Origin of the sequence: Desulfitobacterium hafniense DCB-2, assembly GCF_000021925.1 — a bacterium.
Classification (GTDB): Bacteria; Bacillota; Desulfitobacteriia; order Desulfitobacteriales; family Desulfitobacteriaceae; genus Desulfitobacterium; species Desulfitobacterium hafniense.
Map to the genome: position 1 here is coordinate 2263499 of NC_011830.1, position 18958 is coordinate 2282456.

Annotated in this window: 15 protein-coding genes; 10 read left to right on the forward strand and 5 right to left on the reverse strand. The window is 48.1% G+C overall.

Going from position 1 to position 18958, the window contains the following annotated elements:
• Positions 1-10: 10 nt before the first annotated feature.
• Positions 11-865, reverse strand: a complete 855-nt coding sequence (locus DHAF_RS10445; protein ID WP_015943846.1) for a MerR family transcriptional regulator — start codon at positions 863-865, stop codon at positions 11-13.
• Positions 866-1113: 248 nt separating this feature from the next.
• On the reverse strand, positions 1114-1875 hold the full coding sequence (locus tag DHAF_RS10450) for an SDR family NAD(P)-dependent oxidoreductase (protein WP_015943847.1): 762 nt from the start codon (positions 1873-1875) through the stop codon (positions 1114-1116).
• A gap of 216 nt (positions 1876-2091) precedes the next feature.
• Here DHAF_RS10450 and DHAF_RS10455 point away from each other — a divergent pair, with 216 nt between their 5' ends.
• From DHAF_RS10455 to DHAF_RS10465, 3 genes are all read left to right on the forward strand, one after another.
• Positions 2092-2745, forward strand: coding sequence for a bifunctional transcriptional activator/DNA repair enzyme AdaA (locus DHAF_RS10455; protein ID WP_005814142.1), 654 nt, complete (start codon positions 2092-2094; stop codon positions 2743-2745).
• 15 nt (positions 2746-2760) lie between these two features.
• Positions 2761-3279 (forward strand): methylated-DNA--[protein]-cysteine S-methyltransferase, encoded by a 519-nt coding sequence (locus DHAF_RS10460; protein ID WP_005814144.1) that lies wholly within the window; start codon positions 2761-2763, stop codon positions 3277-3279.
• A 128-nt stretch (positions 3280-3407) separates the two neighbouring features.
• Positions 3408-5564 (forward strand): EAL domain-containing protein, encoded by a 2157-nt coding sequence (locus DHAF_RS10465; protein ID WP_015943848.1) that lies wholly within the window; start codon positions 3408-3410, stop codon positions 5562-5564.
• A gap of 50 nt (positions 5565-5614) precedes the next feature.
• On the opposite strand, the gene DHAF_RS10470 is transcribed toward DHAF_RS10465, so the two are convergent.
• Positions 5615-7108 (reverse strand): Ppx/GppA phosphatase family protein, encoded by a 1494-nt coding sequence (locus DHAF_RS10470; protein WP_015943849.1) that lies wholly within the window; start codon positions 7106-7108, stop codon positions 5615-5617.
• A 238-nt stretch (positions 7109-7346) separates the two neighbouring features.
• On the opposite strand from DHAF_RS10470, the gene DHAF_RS10475 reads away from it, so the two are divergent.
• From DHAF_RS10475 to sixA, 3 genes are read left to right on the forward strand one after another with little or no spacing between them, the layout of a single operon-like run.
• A complete protein-coding gene (locus tag DHAF_RS10475; protein WP_015943850.1) occupies positions 7347-8879 on the forward strand; it encodes a Ppx/GppA phosphatase family protein in 1533 nt (510 codons plus the stop codon).
• Positions 8876-11023, forward strand: coding sequence for an RNA degradosome polyphosphate kinase (locus tag DHAF_RS10480; RefSeq protein WP_015943851.1), 2148 nt, complete (start codon positions 8876-8878; stop codon positions 11021-11023). The genes DHAF_RS10475 and DHAF_RS10480 overlap by 4 nt, the downstream gene beginning before the upstream one ends.
• Positions 11024-11059: 36 nt before the next feature.
• A complete protein-coding gene (gene sixA / locus DHAF_RS10485) occupies positions 11060-11530 on the forward strand; it encodes a phosphohistidine phosphatase SixA (RefSeq protein ID WP_015943852.1) in 471 nt (156 codons plus the stop codon).
• A gap of 74 nt (positions 11531-11604) precedes the next feature.
• Here sixA and DHAF_RS10490 read toward each other — a convergent pair whose 3' ends face one another.
• Entirely contained in the window at positions 11605-12444 is an 840-nt protein-coding gene (locus DHAF_RS10490) for a histidinol-phosphatase HisJ family protein (RefSeq protein WP_015943853.1), read from the reverse strand.
• Between the two features lie 139 nt (positions 12445-12583).
• Complete coding sequence (locus tag DHAF_RS10495) at positions 12584-14179, reverse strand: helix-turn-helix domain-containing protein (protein WP_015943854.1); 1596 nt, start codon at positions 14177-14179, stop codon at positions 12584-12586.
• 248 nt (positions 14180-14427) lie between these two features.
• Here DHAF_RS10495 and DHAF_RS10500 point away from each other — a divergent pair, with 248 nt between their 5' ends.
• From DHAF_RS10500 to DHAF_RS10515, 4 genes are all read left to right on the forward strand, one after another.
• Positions 14428-15033, forward strand: a complete 606-nt coding sequence (locus DHAF_RS10500; RefSeq protein WP_015943855.1) for an HD-GYP domain-containing protein — start codon at positions 14428-14430, stop codon at positions 15031-15033.
• Between the two features lie 43 nt (positions 15034-15076).
• On the forward strand, positions 15077-16792 hold the full coding sequence (locus DHAF_RS10505; protein WP_015943856.1) for a methyl-accepting chemotaxis protein: 1716 nt from the start codon (positions 15077-15079) through the stop codon (positions 16790-16792).
• Positions 16793-17069: 277 nt separating this feature from the next.
• Entirely contained in the window at positions 17070-17642 is a 573-nt protein-coding gene (locus DHAF_RS10510) for a sigma-70 family RNA polymerase sigma factor (protein WP_015943857.1), read from the forward strand.
• Between the two features lie 2 nt (positions 17643-17644).
• Positions 17645-18796 (forward strand): DUF4179 domain-containing protein, encoded by a 1152-nt coding sequence (locus DHAF_RS10515; protein ID WP_015943858.1) that lies wholly within the window; start codon positions 17645-17647, stop codon positions 18794-18796.
• The last annotated feature ends 162 nt before the right edge of the window (positions 18797-18958 follow it).

An 18958-nucleotide genomic window follows, 5' to 3' on the forward strand; every position in this document is an offset into this window, starting at 1 on the left:
CCTGACTCCTTTACCCTAAATGAATCTTTAAGGCTTTGCCGATAAACTCTGCGGCACCCTCACCGTATTTTTGATCTGTGGTGCTGATAAAGAGGGGATTGGTAAGGTAATTTTCGGCCATAAAAGCCCAGTAGTTTTCTCCCATATCCAGACCATTGTGGCCTTGATTGCATAAATCAATAAGTTCCAGAATCATTGTTTGGATTTCTTGAGAGGAAACATCTTTGCTTAAATCCGCTGTAAGCTGCCGGGTAAGTGAATCTGTCTTGGCCATGGATTCCTCGACATCGATGGTCTCCGTACCGTTTTTCAGATAGTTTTCCAAGTTTTTTTCGGAAGCTCTAGTATAGTTTTCGATGCTGCCATACTGTTTGACGGCAAGTTCAGCAATATCCGAGGCCTTTGCTTTTAGCTCACCGACCATTTCATCAAATGCATCAATATCGCCAAATTTCTTAAGAATTTCATCGGCATGAGTTTTTTTAAACTCTTCTAAAGCCTGGAAGTAACCGCTCATATCAAATTCATTAAAGCTCATAATCTTTTCTCCTTTTTCCAGTTTCGCCAATAGACTGAGCAACCTATTCAGCCTATCCCGTTTGAGTTGAATTAAAGTCTTTTGCTTTTTGAAGGCTTCAACTTTATCGAAGTGGGGGTTAGCCATGATGGCTTTTATCTCTCTCAGGGTAAAATCAAGCTCTTTGAAAAACAATATTTGCTGCAATAGTTCCAAGGAAGCATCATCATATAATCTGTAGCCTGCATCGTTAACTTGGGTCGGTTTGAACAAATCAATTTCGTCGTAGAATTGGAGTGTTCTGACACTAACACCTGTTAATGCGGAAACCTGTTTTACAGTCCTCATTATTGTCCTCCTTTCCGGGTTTTGAGATAAGATGCCATCAAGTTGCCTCTGTCTGTAGAATAGCCTATCACGTTACGTGAGTGTCAATGCTTTTTGTTCTATTTATATAGAAATATGAAAAGCATCCTTTCCGCATGGGCATACCGCTTTCTGGATACGGGAAAGATGCTTTTCGTTTAATTAATATTGAATTAGTATGCCTGACTATGGATATCATGGCACCGGCAAAGCCTGCCCCTGATCTGAATTTAAACGCAGGTGTAACCGCCGTCAATGGGTAGAATGGCTCCGGTCACATAGGATGATTCATCAGCCGCCAGGAAGCAGGCAGCGGAATTCAATTCACCGGAATTGCCGTAACGTTTCAGGGGCACGGTGCGCTCCATATAAGCCTTGAATTCCTCCGTCTTCAGAAGATCGACAGTCAATTCCGTTTCAAAATAGCCTGGGCAGAGACAATTGACGGTGACACCACGGTCGGCCCATTCCGCCGCCAAAGCCCGGGTGAGATTGACCACACCGCCTTTGGCTGCATGGTAGGCGGAAGCGGGTGTAGCTGAATTTCCCACCATGCCGTACATGGAAGAAATATTGATAATACGCCCATAACCGGCTTCCAGCATGACTTTGCCAAATTCGCGGGCGATACGAAAGACACCGGTCAGATCCACGGACAGATTATGTTCCCATACTTCATCGTCCATTGTTTCGGCAGGTGCAACGGAGCCGATGCCGGCGTTATTAATAAGGATATCCACTTTGCCGAATCGCTCCCGGGCAGCTTGAACGGCGGCCTGAACAGAGGCCAGTTGAGTTACGTCACAAGGGAAGGGATAGGCTTGGACACCGTATTGGCTTTCAATATCTTCGGCCACTTTACGCAGTCGCTCCTCCCGGCGGGCCAACAGCACCACATCGGCACCTTGTTCAGCCAGCCCATGAGCCATTTGGGTGCCTAATCCGCTGGACGCTCCGGTAATAACAGCCACACGGCCTTGTAGATTAAACATGTTTTTATCCTCCTCTAGCTGAAACAGTCGTTCATTTTATCAGTGCGTTTAGTATGCACCGGAAGGATGAAACTAATGATAAAATTAGAAAAGAAGGTTAAAATCCGCTTCAAAAATTAAATGATGCAATATCGGAAGACAGCCTTTCCCAGAACGATTATAGTAGAAATAGATGAGTTATTGCCTTTCCCGGAAGTAAGTTAAGGAGGTGTCCGGATGACGCTTAGTACAGAAGAAAAGTGGCAAGCTGTCCTTGCCTGCGATCCGGCTTATGATGGACAGTTTTTTTACGGAGTACAAACCACGGGGATTTTTTGCCGCCCCTCCTGTAAATCGAAAAACCCTAAGCGGGAGAATGTGGTTTTTTTTGACAACGCCGCTCAGGCACGTGCCTGGGGACTGCGGCCATGTAAACGGTGCCGGCCTGATTTGGCGGAATTTCAACCCCAAAAAGAGCTGGCTGAAAAAATAAAAGGGATCTATGATCTTTATTTCGCTGACCACAGCCGTTTGCGGGAAGAGCTGAAAAAGCTTGGTGTCGGCCGGAACCGTACCGGCCAGGTGTTTTATGCGCACTACGGCAAGATTCCGGCGGAGTATCTGAATACATTGCGCATCGAGTCTGCGCAAAAGCTCCTGACCCATACCCAGGAGAGCACTCTGCAAATTGCCCTGCAAAGCGGTTTTGAAAGCCTTTCTACCTTTTACACTCACTTCCGCCGGCTGACCGGCGTATCCCCCAAGGAATACCGCTGTTCAGCCCTGGGCAAGGAGGAAGCCGGTGAGGGGCGGTGCGGGCTGCCGAAAGGGACCCATAACTGCAGCAGCCTGAACGATGTGCGGAAAGCTGCAGGACCCAAACAAATCTAAGGAGTTGATTCAATCATGATTTATACCTGCACTCTCAGTACTCCCCTGGGAGACATCACAGCGGCTGCTGAAGGAGAGGCCCTTACCGGACTTTGGTTTATCGGGCAAAAATACTATCCGGCTCAGACAGAAGCATGGGTCACTGAGCCGGAGCAGAGGGTTTTTAAGTCTCTGCAGACCTGGCTGGACCATTACTTTTCCGAAAGGGAAGGCTCCGCTCCATTTCCTGAGCTGGCGCCCAAGGGGACGGATTTTCAAAAAGCGGTGTGGGAAATTCTTCTGGAAATTCCCCGTGGCCGTGTTACCACCTATGGTGAAATAGCCAGAAAGCTGGCCGCCTCCAGAGGGCTGTCCTCCATGTCCGCTCAGGCTGTGGGAGGGGCGGTGGGGCATAATCCCATCTCGATTCTCATACCCTGCCACAGAGTGGTGGGAGCCGGCGGAAGTCTGACCGGTTATGCAGGAGGCCTGGAAAAGAAGCAAGCTTTGCTGCGGCTCGAACAGGCGGACCTTAACTGCCGAAAGCTGTTTTAGGGTCAAATCAGGTAAATCAGGCATGGCTATGCAATTTAAGCTGTCATCTCTTGACATTTTTTCGAAAAAAGAATTAACTTAAAGATAAGTTGTTTTTTAGGGATTCATGGCAGCGGAGATGATAAAAGATGCACAAGCGCCTCTTCAGTAATGTTGCTGAGATGAGCGGCGACTACACTAAATTGATGGAAAAAGCGGGTGAGAACCTCTTGCTGGCATCGATCCGGCGGGGGCTTATTTTAATGATTCCAGTGGTGCTGATCGGTTCTCTGGCGCTGCTGTTTTCCAGTTTTCCCGTACCCCAGTATCAGGAGCTGATGGCAAGGCTGTTCGGGCAGAATTGGCAGGACTTTTTCATCTATGTCCACGATGGTACGATTGGTATTTTATCTCTGGCCATGGTCACCTGCATCACCTATTCCTTAGCCACCGAGCTGGAGAACCGGGATAAGCTCAGAATCAATCCCGTGATCGTCTCCACTGTGGCCTTGTGTTCTTTTGTGGCTCTCTTTGGCATTAATAAAGATGGGTTTAAAATCACCAATTATGGAGTGACCGGGGTCTTTGTTTCCATACTGGTGGCGGTAGCCGCCAGCCTTTTGTTTTATAAGCTCAGTTCCATTAAGCTGCTGAGGATCCGGCCCTTTTCCGACGGTGATTCCATCACCTTCAGCCATGCCGTAGCCTCGATTATTCCGGCGGCCATCACGATCACTCTTTTTGCCGCTGTCAACCAGATTTTAGCCGCCCTTCTGAACATAACCGATATCAACGATTTCCTTGCCGACGTCCTCTATCATTTGTTCGCCAATATCAACAATTCCTTTCTGCGGGCGCTGCTGTTTATTTTTCTGATCCATTTCCTTTGGTTTTTCGGCATTCATGGCAGCAATATGCTGGAACATGTGGCCCAGAGCATCTATGTACCGGCCCTGGCCATTAATCAGGAGCTGATCCAGGCCGGCGGGGAACCTACCCAGATTTTCACCAAGACTTTCTTTGATACTTTTGTTCTGATGGGGGGCTGCGGGAGCACCCTCTGCCTGCTCGTTGCCGTATTTATGCTGAAAAAGAACAAAAATCAGCGCCGGATCGCTAAGTTTTCTCTGTTCCCCCTCCTTTTTAACATCAATGAGCTGATTGTCTTTGGCTTTCCTCTGGTCCTGAACCCCATCTATCTGATCCCCTTCCTGCTGGTGCCCCTGCTTTTGACCGTGACCTCGTATGCCGCCGTAAGCCTGGGGCTGGTCCCTTTCACGATTCAGACGGTAGAATGGACGACGCCGGTTTTTATCAGCGGCTACTATGCGACAGGGTTTTGGAGCGGCTGCCTATTGCAGCTCTTTAACCTGATTCTGGGAACCCTGTGCTATATACCCTTTGTTAAGCTGTCCCAGACTGTTTCGGTATCCAGGCTGAAAAAGAACTTTGAGACCCTTTGCGCGGAGTTCAAAAAATCGGAAAGAAGCAACAAAAGGCATAGTCTTTTGGAGCGGCAGGATATGCTCGGCAGCTTGGCCAAAGCCTTGGCTGAGGATCTGAAATACGATATCGAAACCAAGAAGCTGACCTTGTTTTATCAGCCCCAGGTGGATTATGAGGGGAAGGTGTTCTGCGCCGAAGCCCTGCTGAGATGGAATCATGTTCATTACGGTACCATTTATCCGCCCCTGGTCATTGCGCTGGCTGAGGAATATCAGCTCATCGATGAACTGGGGCTGGAGATCATTGACCAAGCCTGCAGTACGATTAAGATCATGGCTGCCCTTGGGTTCACCGAGATGGCCGTTTCAGTGAATATTACCGCTTCCCAGCTTGAAAACCAAGACTTCCCCGGCAAGCTCAGGCAGCTTATCGAAAAACATCAGATCAGCCCTAAGGCCTTAAAAATTGAGATTACGGAACAGGTGGCCCTGGAAAACAACAAGTGGATCAAGGATACCCTCAATGCCCTCAAGGAGATGGGAATTGAGCTGGAGATGGATGATTTCGGAATGGGCCACAGTTCGCTGATGTATCTGAAGGAATATAATTTCGATACGGTCAAGCTGGACGGCTCCCTTGTGCGTGAAATCTCCACCAACATGAACTGCCGTGACATTATTTCTTCCATCATCTATTTAAGCCGCTCCATGAATTATGCTGTTTTGGCTGAATTCGTGGAGACGGAAGAGCAGCGGCAGATCCTTCATGAGCTGGGCTGCGACCTCTACCAGGGCTATCTTTACAGTCCGGCCATTCCCTTGGCGGATCTCCTGGTTTATATCAGGAGAAGCCAAGGCTGACAAAAAGCGCCTTTATCCCACCATAAAAGTGGGATAAGGGCGCTTTTGAGTTAAATAATATGGAGCCGTCTGCCAAACTCTTTTAAGAAAGCTGCTGAAATTTCCATAGTCTCTTTAGCTTCCAGTTCATGGGTAGATTTGGAGGTCAGCTTGAGGGTTACCACTTCCTGCTCGATTAAACAATCCACGGCGTTGATATTATCATTCATCCGGCGATCTAAAGACTCGGCAATTCTTAAAATAACCCCTAGTTTACGGATAGTATTAATCTCCTGCTCCCGCAGCAATCCTTTGTGGGCAGGATCGACCTTAACCTTGTTTTTGCGGTGAGAGGCTGCTGTATAGGCGGCCATTAGTAATTCCTGCTGGCTGAGGCCATTGATTTGGGAGTTAAGAATAATATAAAAGGAATGCAGGTGGTGATCATAGTAACTGATACTAATGCCGCTATCATGCAATAAGGCTGCCGTTTTCAGAACGTTTACAGTGGAAGTATTCAGCTCATGAACAGAGCCCAGTTGCTCAAAGAGTGAGCGGGAGAGCTGCCAGACATGAAAAGCATGCTTTTTGTTCAAGCTAATATTAGACATCAAATTATTAATGGAGTAATCGAGAACGTCTTCCACCGGATTGAGATCATGGAGAATCTCTTCATAGATAATGCCTTCGCGCAATCCATAACCACTGATATAGATATCGCTGATTCCGCAATACATAAGCAAGGCGTTAATGGCTGTGGTGGCGCCCCAGATTATATCGGCACGCTCTGAGGACAGGCCGCGGATATCCTTGCGGCGACCGGCGGGAGTGGTCATGATCAGTTGGTGGATATCCTGAAGGCGCTCACCGGGAAGATAATAATTGTGAGAAAGCTCTAAAGGATAAGCGCATCGCTTTTTATCTATCTTGGCAATATTGCGGAAGCTGCCACCGATACCAATGAGTGTTTTGCCGTGGGGGAGCCAGCCCAGTTGATGGAAAGTATGGATCAAGGAGTTGGTTACAGTTTTTTCTTTTTCATAGATATTGCCGGCTGCCTGATTCAATTGCTCGCTTATGCTGATGGTGCCAAAAGGCAGGCTGGCCATATTGCGGACCTTGCGGTCTTTCATCCAGATCAGCTCGGTGCTGGCGCCCCCAATATCCATGATAAGATTTTCCGACATAGCAAAGACATTGGCCACACTAAAATAATCATAGTAAGCCTCTTCTTCACCCTCCAGCACGCGCACGGCAAGGCCGGTTAAGCTGTAAACCAGTTCCAGGAATTCCTTTTGATTGGCAGCTTTGCGAATGGCTTCCGTCGCCACGACGATGATTTGGTCGGTCTGTATGGCATCGCAAAGAGTTTTATAAAATTGCAGGGTTTCGATGGCCCGCTGCATCCTTATCGGGTGAAGATTGCCGTTGGGCAGGATGTCTTTCCCCAGACGGACGGAATGCTTTACATCGTCAATAATCCGGTAAGAATTATCGTCAGTAAGCTGAACAATGACGAGACGCATTGAGTTTGAACCGATGTCGATAATTCCCAATATCCTCATAGTAAACTCCTCAATGTTTAAGTAGCCGGCCTCAGCCGCTCATCTGGGACATGTATCAGTATGACATAATTTGGGGGGCCTTTCAAGGTGGAATCCTCTGTGCAGTTTCGGAGAAATGTAAAATATTTGTAAAGAAAAAATATTCATAAAAGATTATGCTATAATTACCATATTAACGCAGGATTTTGCAATTCTTATTATTTACGTGTCGAAGTTTTGCTTATATGGGGAGAAAAAAATGGAGCTGAAGCTTCCGCTTATTGCTGCTATTGATGTGGGATCGAACTACATACAAATGATCATCGCTGAGCTCAACCCTGAGGGGCAGGTCAAGATCCTTGAAGATGTTATCCAGCCTACCTCCATCGGACGGGATACGTTCACCATGGGCAGAATTGATCGCAAAACGATTCAGGAAACCTGTGAAATTCTGAAGGGTTTCAGCCAATTGCTGAAGGATTACCGGGTAAAAGATTACCATGCTGTCGGCACCAGCGGGATTCGTGAAGCGGAAAACCGGGAGTATGTGCTGGAGCTGATTCGGCTGAAAACCAAAATAGAGGTTGAAATCATCAACAGTGCTCAAGAACGGTTCTTTATGTATCGGGCTCTGCGCAGCCGTCTGCCCGGGCCTTTGCTGGCAGAGCAAACCACCCTGATCGTCAATTTGGCTTCAGGTGGTGTGGAAACCTCAATTTATGAGAAGGGGGCGCTTATTTTTACCGAGTATTTAAAAATAGGCTCCCTGCGCTTAAGGGAAACCCTGGCTGATTTAGAAGTGAAAAGCATCAATTTTCCCGCTGTGATGGAAGAATTCATCGACAGCAAGACCTCCTTGTTAAAAAGATTCCTTCAGGACATCAAATTTACCAACTTTATCATGATCGGCAATGAAGTCCGTACCGTAGCCAATCTATGCGGAGAAGACCAGCGCATTGAGGTTGAAGACTTTACGAAGCTCTATGAAAAGCTCTTAATCATGACCGACGATCAAATAACCCGGACCTATGGTCTGGTCAAGAACCAGGCGGATACCTTTCTGCCCACGGTCATCACCTTGCATTGTTTTTTGAAGCTGACTCATGCCCGGCAGATTTATGTCCCGGATATCTCCCTGAAGAACGGTCTCATCCATGATTTGGCGGATGGACTGATTGAGAGTCCGCAAAGCAAGGATTCCTTGAATGATATGATCAGCTCTGTCTGGTATATTGCCAATCGTTTTGGAGCAGACAGACGGCATGCGGAGCAAGTGGAAAAGCTGGCCCTTTCCCTGTTTGATCAGACCGGGAAGATCCACGGGCTGGGCCATCAGGAAAGGCTGTATCTGCAGGTTGCGGCCATACTCCATGCTGTGGGCTATTTTATCAGCTTTACAGATCACCAGGAGCATGCCTATCGGATCATCAGGCACCGCAATATTATGGGGCTTTCCGCCCGGGATCTGATCTTGATTGCCAATATCGTGCGCTATAACACTCAGGAATCCCCCAGTCATCAGGACGAAAATTATGAAGGGTTAATGGATAGGGATAAAATTGTCGTATCGAAGCTGGCGGCCCTCCTGAAGCTGGCTGAAGCCCTGGATGTTTCCCATAAAAACAAAGTGGAGAAGGTGGAGGTTCATCGCAAGGGAGAACAATTGATTTTCACCATGTATTCCTGGCAGGACCCCTTTTTGGAAGAATGGACCTTTCAGAACTGCAGTTCCCTTTTTGAGGAAGTCACGGGGATGCAAGTCATAGTGAAACGAAAAGGATTAAGCTTATGATGAAAACTATCTACGACACCACGGGGAATTTTATCAATCGCGAATTAAGCTGGCTGGAGTTTAATCAGCGGGTTTTGGAGGGGGCTCTGGATGCCGCTAACCCTCTGTTTGAACGGCTTAATTTCCTGGCCATTGTCAGCTCCAATCTGGATGAGTTTTTTGCGGTGAGAGTCGCATCCTTGGGGGACCAAATCCTGGCTGGTCTGGAGAAACGTGATCCCTCCGGTTTGCTTCCCCAGGAATGTATGGCGCAAATTGTGGAGCGTGCCCATGGGATAGTAGAGGGTCAGTACCGGTGTTACAGGAACTCTCTGCTTAAAAAACTCAGGAAGGAAAACATCAATATTGTCAACCCTAAATCCTTAACCAAGGACCAAAAGAAATTTGTGAAAGATTATTACCTGCATAAAGTTTTTCCGGTGCTCACCCCCTTGGTGGTGGATCAGGGCCGGCCTTTTCCTTTGCTGCGCAGCAGAGAGCTGTATATTGCCTTATTGATTAAAGGAGTGGAGACTCATCTTTTCGCTACGGTTCAAGTTCCGAAAGTCCTGCCCCGCTTTGTGGAAGTTCCCTCGGCGACCAAAGACAGGGAATTTATCATGTTGGAGGATCTGATCACCTTAAAATTGCCGGATCTTTTTCAAGGGCATAAGCTGGCAGCCGCAGGCTTTTTCCGCATTACCCGCAATGCCGACCTGGATTTCGACGAAGAGGGGGCGGAAGATTTATTAGAAGCCATTGAATTATCCATACGTCAGCGCAAATGGGGTTCGGTGATCCGTCTGGAGGTGGGCAAAGGGTTTCATAAAGATCTTCTGGCCATCCTTAAGGAAGAATTGGAAATCACTGAGGACAAGATTTATGAAGTACGGGGACCCATTGATCTGACGTTTCTCTCGGACTTCATTAAGCTTAAGGGATGTGAGCATTTACGCTATCTCCCTTTTCAACCTCAGGATGTCCCGGAACTGATCAGGGAAAAGGACATCTTCAAGGCTATTCAGGAGCAGGATATTCTGCTTCATCACCCCTACCAATCCTTCCAACCGGTGGTTGAGTTAGTGAAAACGGCGGCCAGAGATCCTCAGGTTCTGGCGATTAAGCAAACCCTTTACCGCGTCAGCGGCAATTCGCCGATTATTGCCGCCCTGGCCCAGGCGGCGGAGCTTGGCAAACAGGTTACGGTTCTTGTGGAGCTTAAGGCCCGCTTTGACGAGGAGAAGAACATTCATTGGGCCAAGCATCTGGAGGAGGCCGGCTGCCATGTCATCTATGGTTTAGTGGGGCTGAAAACCCACTGTAAGGTCCTCTTGATTGTGCGCCGGGAAGAGGATGGCATCAAGCGCTATGTTCATATGAGCACGGGCAACTATAATGATGTGACTGCCAAAATCTATACAGATATCGGGCTGATGACAGTGAATCCCCAGTTTGGGGCTGATGCCTCAGCATTATTCAATATGCTTTCCGGACTTTCCCAACCGGTCAATCTTAATAAATTCACCTTGGCACCTGCTGGGATGAGAGAGAAATTCCTCCAGCTTATTGAGGATGAAGCACATAACGCCCAAAAGGGAATGAAGGCGGTCATCGTCGTCAAGGTTAATTCTCTGCTTGATAAGCAAATCATTCTCGCTTTATATCATGCTTCCAGCCAGGGTGTGGAAATCAAGCTGATTGTGCGGGGGGTCTGCTGCCTCCGGCCCGGTTTGCCGGGAGTCAGCGAAACCATTGCTGTCCGCAGTATTGTGGGAAGATTTCTGGAGCATAGCCGTATCTTTTATTTCTATCATGGCGGAGAAGAGCTGGTGTATTTGTCCAGCGCCGACTGGATGCCAAGAAACCTGGATCGCCGGGTTGAACTACTGTTTCCTGTCGAAAATCCCGATGCCAAGGAAGAAGTAAAGGCCATACTGGACATAGCCTGGCAGGATACGGTAAAGGCCCGCATATTAAATGCCAAAGGTATCTATAAAAAGGTGGATAAACGGCGGAAAAAATCAGTTGAAAGCCAGGACGCCCTCTGTGAACGAGCGGTAGCTCAAAGCACCAGGGAAAAAGCCAGGTTGCAGGAAAGACTGGAGGGGAGTTTTCATCCCGTGACTGCCGGGGCGGAAATGCAGGGGTTTACCGGAATGAAATAGTCATCCTGAAAAGTACAAATACCGGGAGGAATTGCAATGGAATTGATATTAATGCGCCATGGACAAGCTGAAGAGAATATGGAGAATGATGCGGAACGCACCTTAACAAAAGAGGGGCAGAAGAAGATCAAACGGGTAGCCTTCGGGATCGATCATTTGCTGGACGTAAAGCAAAAAATCTGTATTTGGACCAGTCCGCTGGAAAGAGCCTGGCAAACGGCTCAGATCATCGCTAAGAAGCTGAATGTAGCGGAGGTGGAAAAGGTCGAGATGCTGGCCACAGGAGGCGATCTTATGGCTTTGCTCGAAGAGTGGCTGCCGCAAAAGCAAGCCGATTGCTTAATCATCGTGGGTCATCAGCCCTATCTGTCGGACTGGAGCGTGAAACTGGCTGCTACCCCCCTGCCTTTTAAAAAAGGAGCCATCGCGGGGTATAAACTTAATGAGGAATCTCCCTTAACAGCTCAGTTGCGCTGGTTTGTACAGCCCGGTGTGTGGTCGAAGTAAGGCTGCGGAGAGATTAATAGAAAAAACCCGGCTCGACGAAAGTTGAGCGGGTTTTTTTCAGGTTGACCATAAGTTCATGCCGATAAACCTCCTCTGGTAAAGAGTGCTGATTTATCCCCTATTTTGATCATGGCTGGTTGGCGGTTGGTATAGACGGACACGTACTTAAATCCGGCCTTTTTCAGGCGTTCCAGGCCTTCCTGGATTCCTTTGCCCACATCTTCAGCCCAGTGGGCATCCGAACCTACGGTAATAATTTCCCCGCCCAGCTCCTTGTAGAGGCGGATAATATCCAAGTCAGGCAGGCATTCCTGAGAGGATTGCCGGAGTCCGGAGGTGTTCACTTCGATACCTTTGCCTTTGTCAATGACGATCCGGAGGATTTCCGCCAGCTGCTCCTGATAATCCATCAGATTGGCCCGCAGTCGGTACTTGGCAGCATAGCGTTTGACCAGATCCAGGTGTCCGAGACAATCATAGTGGCCCCATTGGGCTAAGGCTTTGAGTTCTGTCAGGTAGCTTGCACAATAGGCGGCCAGGTTTTCCGGAGTGTAGCGGACTTCGCCAAAATCCACATTGTTGGGCATACGATGGGCGGAACCGAGCACGTAATCGTAGGGGTACTCTTCCAGGAGCTGCAATGAATACTTGGGAAAAAGATGGGGCTGGCCTAACTCCACGCCGCTCTTGATGCTGAGTTTCCCAGCGAAGCGCCGGCGGGCTTCGGCAATCTCGGTGAAATACTTCCGGCCATCATACTCAGAGTACTCTTCATGGCCGGCAGAGGGTTCGAAGTGATCGGTGACGGCGATTTCCTGCAGGCCCCGGGCGATGGCTTTGGCGCAGAGGGCGGAAATCTCGTCATGGGCATCCGTTGAATTTAAGGAATGCATGTGATAATCCAATAAAACCATAGTGTCCTCCTTTTCAATAATGATTTACCGCTTTTACTATAACAGGAGATTGTTAACATGGTTTTACGCCTGTGTTAAAAGACGGTTAAAGAGAAGGTAAAAAATGGTTTTGGAAAAGGTTGAATCTAGGAAAGCCGGATTACTGGGAATCGGGATTCGGGTAGAAGGCGGATTTGAGCAAATCGCTTTCCTGTTGGAGCCAGGCGATAACCTCCGCTTTTTTTTTCATCACGGGAGCGATTTGCTGCCAGAGCTTTTGGAAAGACGCTTCTGCGCTGTTAAGAACCATGGGCTCGTTAATAGAAAAACGCACCGGCTCAGTACCGGCCGGTCCTAAGATCTCGACGATAAGGGCATGTCTTGCTTTAAGCACGCAAGATACATTTTTACCCAGCCCGGGAAGGTGCGTGTTCTTCCGGACAAAAGCCATTGAGTAATGATCATAGGTCTTCAGCAGGGTAATGAGGTGCTGGAGGAAATCGACCAATTCTTCCCTTTCCAGATCCACCGCATAGAGCCCGGCGGGATCCCAGAGGTAGAATTGGCGGTTTTTTACGAGATAATGGAGGCTGTCCATAGTGTAGATATCCTTGTATTCGTAGATTTTGATATTGGTCTGGAAAGCTTCCAGGCATTTTTGGTGGAAAGCCAGGGCTGAAGCCATTTCTTGGCTGGATAGGTTCCTTTTCAGCAACAGCTTTTTATAGAGCTGGAGGGGAAGCGTAAAGATGCTGAAGCTATTCTTAAAAAGAAAGCGGTTGCCGATAGCCGCTTCGCTTTCCAGCAGGGAGTTGCGGAAACTCTCTTCTTTGTCCGCCGGATAGTGAATAAGCAAAGGGGTAGCGGAAGACTGGGTAAGCCCCAGCCAATACTCTTCATAAAAGGAAATAGCCAGAGGGTTGCGGAGATACAGGGCGCAGGATTTATCGGCCTGGGCAACAAAACAAGAGAGGACCCCGGTTTCCGGCACGATAAAATAATCCTTGCCAAGGGTCAAGGAATCGTAGCTTTTCAGATAGTAGAGATAAAGTTGATTTGTGCCAAGGAGTGGTTTGAAGAAATTGAGCAAATCCATCATCCGCTGCAGATCATGGGTGATTCGCAGCAGGTAGTGGATCTCGCAGCCCTGAGCCATTAAATCCACCAGCATGGTTTGGAATTGCCGCCGCTCATCTTCCCCGGACATATAAAAAAATACATCATTGAAATAAGTGATGTATATTGCTTTTCTTCTCTTATGGGTTTGAAGCGCCAGGCCTAAAAGGTGCCTGAAGGCTGCGGCCACATTAGGGGTTCCGGAAATAATCTTGTCGTCATGGGACATACTGCCCACTTCATTAAAAAAAGGCGGATTCGCCATTGATTTTTTGTATTTAAGCAATTTCTTGGCTTCCTTAGTGTGCAGTTTATGATTGCTCAGGGAAATGCCCTGGGCTTCAAAAAGCACTTTCTTAATCTTTATTTCGATGCAGTCCGTTTCAGCATCAACACCAAAAACCCTTTCAAATAGCTCGTTGATAAGCTGAATTTGCAAAGAGTTTTTTATGTTTGCTGATAAAAACTGAGTGATTGCTTCTATGTAATTGGAATCATACGATGGAATTCTTTTCCCATTTACCCATCGGTTAACAAGGGAGCCATCCACATTAAGGGCTTTGGAAAGCCTGTTGATACTTACTCCCAGTGCAGAAAGCAGGTATTTCAGGCAATGGGCAAAATCAATGGATGTGTTCATGCATATACCTTCTTTATTTCCTTCTTTTTCATTATAAAGATTTATGGATATTTGTCTTAAAAAGATGTTCAGATGTCATAGCCACGGTTATGACATCTGTGGAAAGATTGTTTCTTTCTTCCAAATAACATTATAATATGATTCTTATATGGAGATTAACGACATATTTTGTCGGGAAGCGACATGAAGCAAAACTATTCTTCTCGCTGGCTTTAATGATTAAGGTGATGGAGAGGGAAGAGGGAACCGTGGAAGAGGAAACTGTGATCACAACTGTAAACACAAGTTCCAATAAGGACAAAACTTCGCCGGACTCCAAAGGCTGCGCTCTGGAGAAGCTTAACCTGAAGCTCTCGGCAAGTGTCATTGCCCAGCACGGCTACCGGGTTTCCCGGCTTTGTGAACGCATGGGCAGACAATTAGGCTTAAGGGAAATGGCTCTTACAGAACTCAGTATGGCGGGACTCTTTCATGATCTTGGCAAGATAGCTATCAGCAGAGCTATTCTTGAAAAAGCCGGCAAGCTGACCGAGGAGGAGTATAGGGAGATAAAACGGCACTCGGAAATAGGGTCCCAAATCCTCAGTTCGGTCAAAGGAATGGAAAACGTGGCGGAATATGTGCTTTATCATCACGAGCGCTGGGACGGAAAGGGCTATCCCCGGCAGCTTCAGGGGAGGGAGATTCCGCTGTACTCCCGGGTGATTGGCCTGGCTGATGCTTATGATGCCATGACAAACAACCGGAGCTACCGCAAGGCCTTATCCAAAAAAGCGGCTATTCAGGAATTGCTATGGCATTCAGGGACCCAATTTGATCCGGAGCTGGTGGGGGAATTCATTAAGATACTGTAGGTGCTTATGGGGTGCCGGACAGAAACAAAAGGGAGCTGCAACAATGCAAAAATTTCGCAATTTGAAAACGGCCACAAAACTGAATAGCTTAACAATGTTCATGGCTGTATTTCTCGGGCTTGTCGGCCTGGTGGGGATCTATTCCACCTATAACCTGGCCGCTGCGGTGGAAAATATGTACCAGAATAACCTGCTCCCTGTCAAATGGGTGAATGGGGCCCGGGGACAAACCAGAGCGGTGGAGGCTCTGACCCTTGAAGTATTTATGACTCAGGATCAAAGCAAGCAGCAGGAGATTCTGCAGGAGATGGAGGAACGGGTCGCGGAAGTGGATACTCTTCTTGCTGATTATAGCAAAGCAGATATGGATGCCCATGAGCAGGAGCAGTTCGCGAAGCTGATGGATACCCTGCAGCTCTACCGTACGGAAAGAGATAAAGCCATCGATATGGCAACAGCGGGAAACCAGGATGAGGCGTTCAGGTATTTTTCTGCTCATGCAGCCAGCCAGGTTGACGCTGTGAATGATCTTTTAAAGGAGCTTGCCGATTATAATGCCCAGCTTGCCGATGAGGAAGAGATAAAAAGCCAGGCAAAGGCAGCCATGACCAGTAAAGTTATGGTGGGCATCACGTTGGTGGCCATCGTTTTGGCTTTGGGTATCGGCCGGTTCATCGCCAGGCTGATTGCTAATCCTCTGATTCAGGTGGAAGGCACCGTTCGGGAGATCGCTCAGGGGAACCTGACCGTGGAAAAAATGGCGATAGATTCTGAAGATGAGGTGGGCCGGCTGGCGGCGGGGATCAATGCTATGACGGAGAATTTGCGGCTTTTAATTGAAAACATAACCCACACAGCGGAGCAAGTAGCCGCTTCGTCAGAGGAACTGACAGCCAGTGCCGAGCAGTCCGCCTCGGCCACCAATTCGATTGCCGCAACCATTACCGAAGTGGCGGCGGGAGCGGCCAGGCAGGAGGCTGCCGTTGATAATGCAGCGTCGATTGTGGAAGAGATGTCGGCCGGTATTCAACAGGTTGCAGCTACGGCCAACAGTGTCTCCAGGTCTGCCGAGCTGACAGCCAATGCGGCCGGTCAAGGTGACAAGGCGGTAAACGCGGCTGTGAGTCAGATGAAAAACATCGAAAAAACGGTAGCAGGCACGGCCCAGGTCGTTACCCAGCTAGGGGAGCGCTCGAAAGAAATCGGTCAGATTGTGGATGCTATCTCCGGAATTGCCGCCCAAACTAATCTGCTGGCCCTCAATGCGGCGATCGAGGCGGCTCGTGCCGGTGAGCAGGGCAGAGGATTCGCTGTGGTTGCCGAGGAAGTACGCAAGCTTGCTGAGCAATCCCAGGAAGCGGCTAAGCAGATTGCCGGCCTGATTGCGGAGATCCAGAAGGAGACCCTTAGTGCTGTGAAGGCTATGAACGAGGGTACCCATGAAGTGAAGATCGGCTCGGAAGTAGTCAACTCTGCCGGAGAGGCTTTTGACGAGATTGTCGGCCTGATCGGCGACGTTTCCACTCAGGTCAGGGAAATCTCGGCAGCAATTCAGCAGATGGCTTCCGGAAGTCAGCAAATTGTGGATTCGGTACGGGATATCGACCGGGTCAGCAAGGAAGCATCCGGTCAGACTCAGACCGTTTCAGCCGCTACCGAGGAACAGTCCGCATCCATCGAAGAAGTAGCGGCATCCAGCGAGGAACTGGCTAAAATGGCGGAGGAGCTGCAGCGTGCGGTCAGGAAGTTCAGGATATAGAAAATCGGGGAGAGGGTTCCAAGGATTTTAAAGAGTGTTTAAAGTGTTAAATAGTGTTAAGTAGCATTAAAAGGCGTCTTTAGGTTTCAATTGAATTCAATTGATTCTTTAAAGACGCTGTTTTTTGCACCTTTTGACGGCTGGTCTTTTTGCTTTGTTTGATTACTGGTATGATAGAGCCGGATAACAGCAAATTATTTCAGGAAATTATGCGAAAAGTTGCTTTTAATTTCGTTGTATAGAGTGTAAGAGCTCTTACAAGGAAAAGAGGGAAACCATGAAGACCAAGGACAATTACATAGGCCGCTTGAAAAATAAAGACGAAGATGCTCTGGAATTCATTATGGATGAATACTTCCCATTAGTGAAGGGGATTGTCCGTCAAGTCCTGCTTCCTATCGGCAGCAGGGAACTGACGGAGGAATGCATCAGTGATGTGTTTCTTGCCGTTTGGCATCATGCCCAAAAGTTCAAGGGCGAAGGAGAAGAGGAGTTTCGCAAGTGGCTTTGCGCCATCGCTAAATACAAGGCCATAGATTTTTACCGCCGGGAAAGAAAAAACCTGGAAGTTCCTGCTTCCGATCGTGAAGCAATCGACCTGTTTCCGCCCCAAGAATCGGCGGAGGAACAAGTGCTTTTTATGGAGAATGCCAAGGAAATGAACAAACTGCTGAACTCTTTCTCCGCTACGGATCGCCATATATTCATCATGAAATTCTTTTGGGGGATGCCCTCGGAAGAGATCTCCAGGAAACTGGGATTGACCAAATCAGCTGTGGATAATCGTATTTACAGGAGCAAAAAGCAACTGGTAAAGGGTGTCCTGAGCTTGGGAGAAGGGGGATGTTAAGGATGAAAGATCTCTACGATTTTTTTAATGAGATAGACATTGACTTAAATGAGTTTGCAGAGGCGGAGGTGGATGAGTTGGAAAAGTCGAGAGTTAAACAAAGGGTGAGAGAAGGTATCGCCGCAACCGGTCAGCCGGGCGGGCTGAAGAAACGGAGCAAAAGCAAGGCGATGGTGGCTGTTGCCGCCGCTATGCTCATGACCGTAGGACTCTCCGGGTTTGGCTTGGTCTTTCCCGCTTATGCCAGGGAAGTTCCTGTCATCGGTGATATTTTCCGATTTTTAGATGACGGACGTACGGGAGTTTATGATTTATATACGGAAAAAGCCTTGGACATCAATATGGTCAAGGCGGATAATGGCATTGAAGTGACCCTGAATCAAGGTATTTACGACGGCAGAACCTTATCCTTCACCTATACCATCAAGACGGAAAAGGATTTTGGAGAAAGGCCTCGCTTGGATGACTGGATTAATGTTGATTTTGCCCAGGGTTCCACTGGCAGCTCCCAATTAAAACGAGTTAGCCCCGGCGTCTATGTGGGGCAAAGCAACTATACTTTTTTCAGCGAGGAGGAAGCCCGGGAGGCTATTTCCTTCCGTTGGAGGATTTCCGGGATGACGAATATGGAGGAAAGCACAGAAACGGGAGACTATAAAACCACAGACTGCAAGCTGAACTTCAGCGTATCCTTAAATGCTCTGGATTATACCGTGGTCAAGATTGATGACAATCAGGCTCAGGCTCAGAATGTGGCCATTAGCTTAAACCGCCTCTCTCTGACCCCGATTAATACCCTTCTCTACTACTCTGAAATAGTCCCTAATAATCTTTCTCATGCAGTGCAGATGGATTGGGAGATCAAGGACGATTTAGGCAATATCTATGAGCATGAAACGAATGGCGGGCAGGGCAAAGTCGGTGATGAAACCACGGAGATGGAAAATATCATCACCTTTAAACGTCTTGATCCCAAGGCAAAAACCCTGTTGATCACCCCGACCTTGAAGCTGGTTCATAGCCAGGGCGGCGGTGTGGCATTCGATGCAAACGGAAAGGAAACTCATTTCAGCTATGAAGGGCTACCGGAAGGGGTCGATGCCGGGGAGTGGATCATGAAGACGATTAGCGTAGACCTCAGCACCGTGAACTAAGACCTTCCTGGACTTGTCTTGCGGGTCTGAGCAGTGCGGTGCAGGATACTGTAGAAAGTCTGATCGCAAAAGAGGAAGACCTGCTCTGTTTAAGGGCGGGTCTTCCTCTTTTTACATTGTCAGAAAATATAAGTGCAACCAGCGGACTTCGCCTCATTTGTG

Excerpts from the sequence above, each read along its gene's own strand:
- DHAF_RS10445 (WP_015943846.1), bottom strand. The coding sequence starts at position 865 with ATGAGGACTGTAAAACAGGTTTCCGCATTAACAGGTGTTAGTGTCAGA.
- DHAF_RS10450 (WP_015943847.1), bottom strand. The coding sequence starts at position 1,875 with ATGTTTAATCTACAAGGCCGTGTGGCTGTTATTACCGGAGCGTCCAGC.
- DHAF_RS10455 (WP_005814142.1), top strand. The coding sequence starts at position 2,092 with ATGACGCTTAGTACAGAAGAAAAGTGGCAAGCTGTCCTTGCCTGCGAT.
- DHAF_RS10460 (WP_005814144.1), top strand. The coding sequence starts at position 2,761 with ATGATTTATACCTGCACTCTCAGTACTCCCCTGGGAGACATCACAGCG.
- DHAF_RS10465 (WP_015943848.1), top strand. The coding sequence starts at position 3,408 with ATGCACAAGCGCCTCTTCAGTAATGTTGCTGAGATGAGCGGCGACTAC.
- DHAF_RS10470 (WP_015943849.1), bottom strand. The coding sequence starts at position 7,108 with ATGAGGATATTGGGAATTATCGACATCGGTTCAAACTCAATGCGTCTC.
- DHAF_RS10475 (WP_015943850.1), top strand. The coding sequence starts at position 7,347 with ATGGAGCTGAAGCTTCCGCTTATTGCTGCTATTGATGTGGGATCGAAC.
- DHAF_RS10480 (WP_015943851.1), top strand. The coding sequence starts at position 8,876 with ATGATGAAAACTATCTACGACACCACGGGGAATTTTATCAATCGCGAA.
- sixA (WP_015943852.1), top strand. The coding sequence starts at position 11,060 with ATGGAATTGATATTAATGCGCCATGGACAAGCTGAAGAGAATATGGAG.
- DHAF_RS10490 (WP_015943853.1), bottom strand. The coding sequence starts at position 12,444 with ATGGTTTTATTGGATTATCACATGCATTCCTTAAATTCAACGGATGCC.
- DHAF_RS10495 (WP_015943854.1), bottom strand. The coding sequence starts at position 14,179 with ATGAACACATCCATTGATTTTGCCCATTGCCTGAAATACCTGCTTTCT.
- DHAF_RS10505 (WP_015943856.1), top strand. The coding sequence starts at position 15,077 with ATGCAAAAATTTCGCAATTTGAAAACGGCCACAAAACTGAATAGCTTA.
- DHAF_RS10510 (WP_015943857.1), top strand. The coding sequence starts at position 17,070 with ATGAAGACCAAGGACAATTACATAGGCCGCTTGAAAAATAAAGACGAA.
- DHAF_RS10515 (WP_015943858.1), top strand. The coding sequence starts at position 17,645 with ATGAAAGATCTCTACGATTTTTTTAATGAGATAGACATTGACTTAAAT.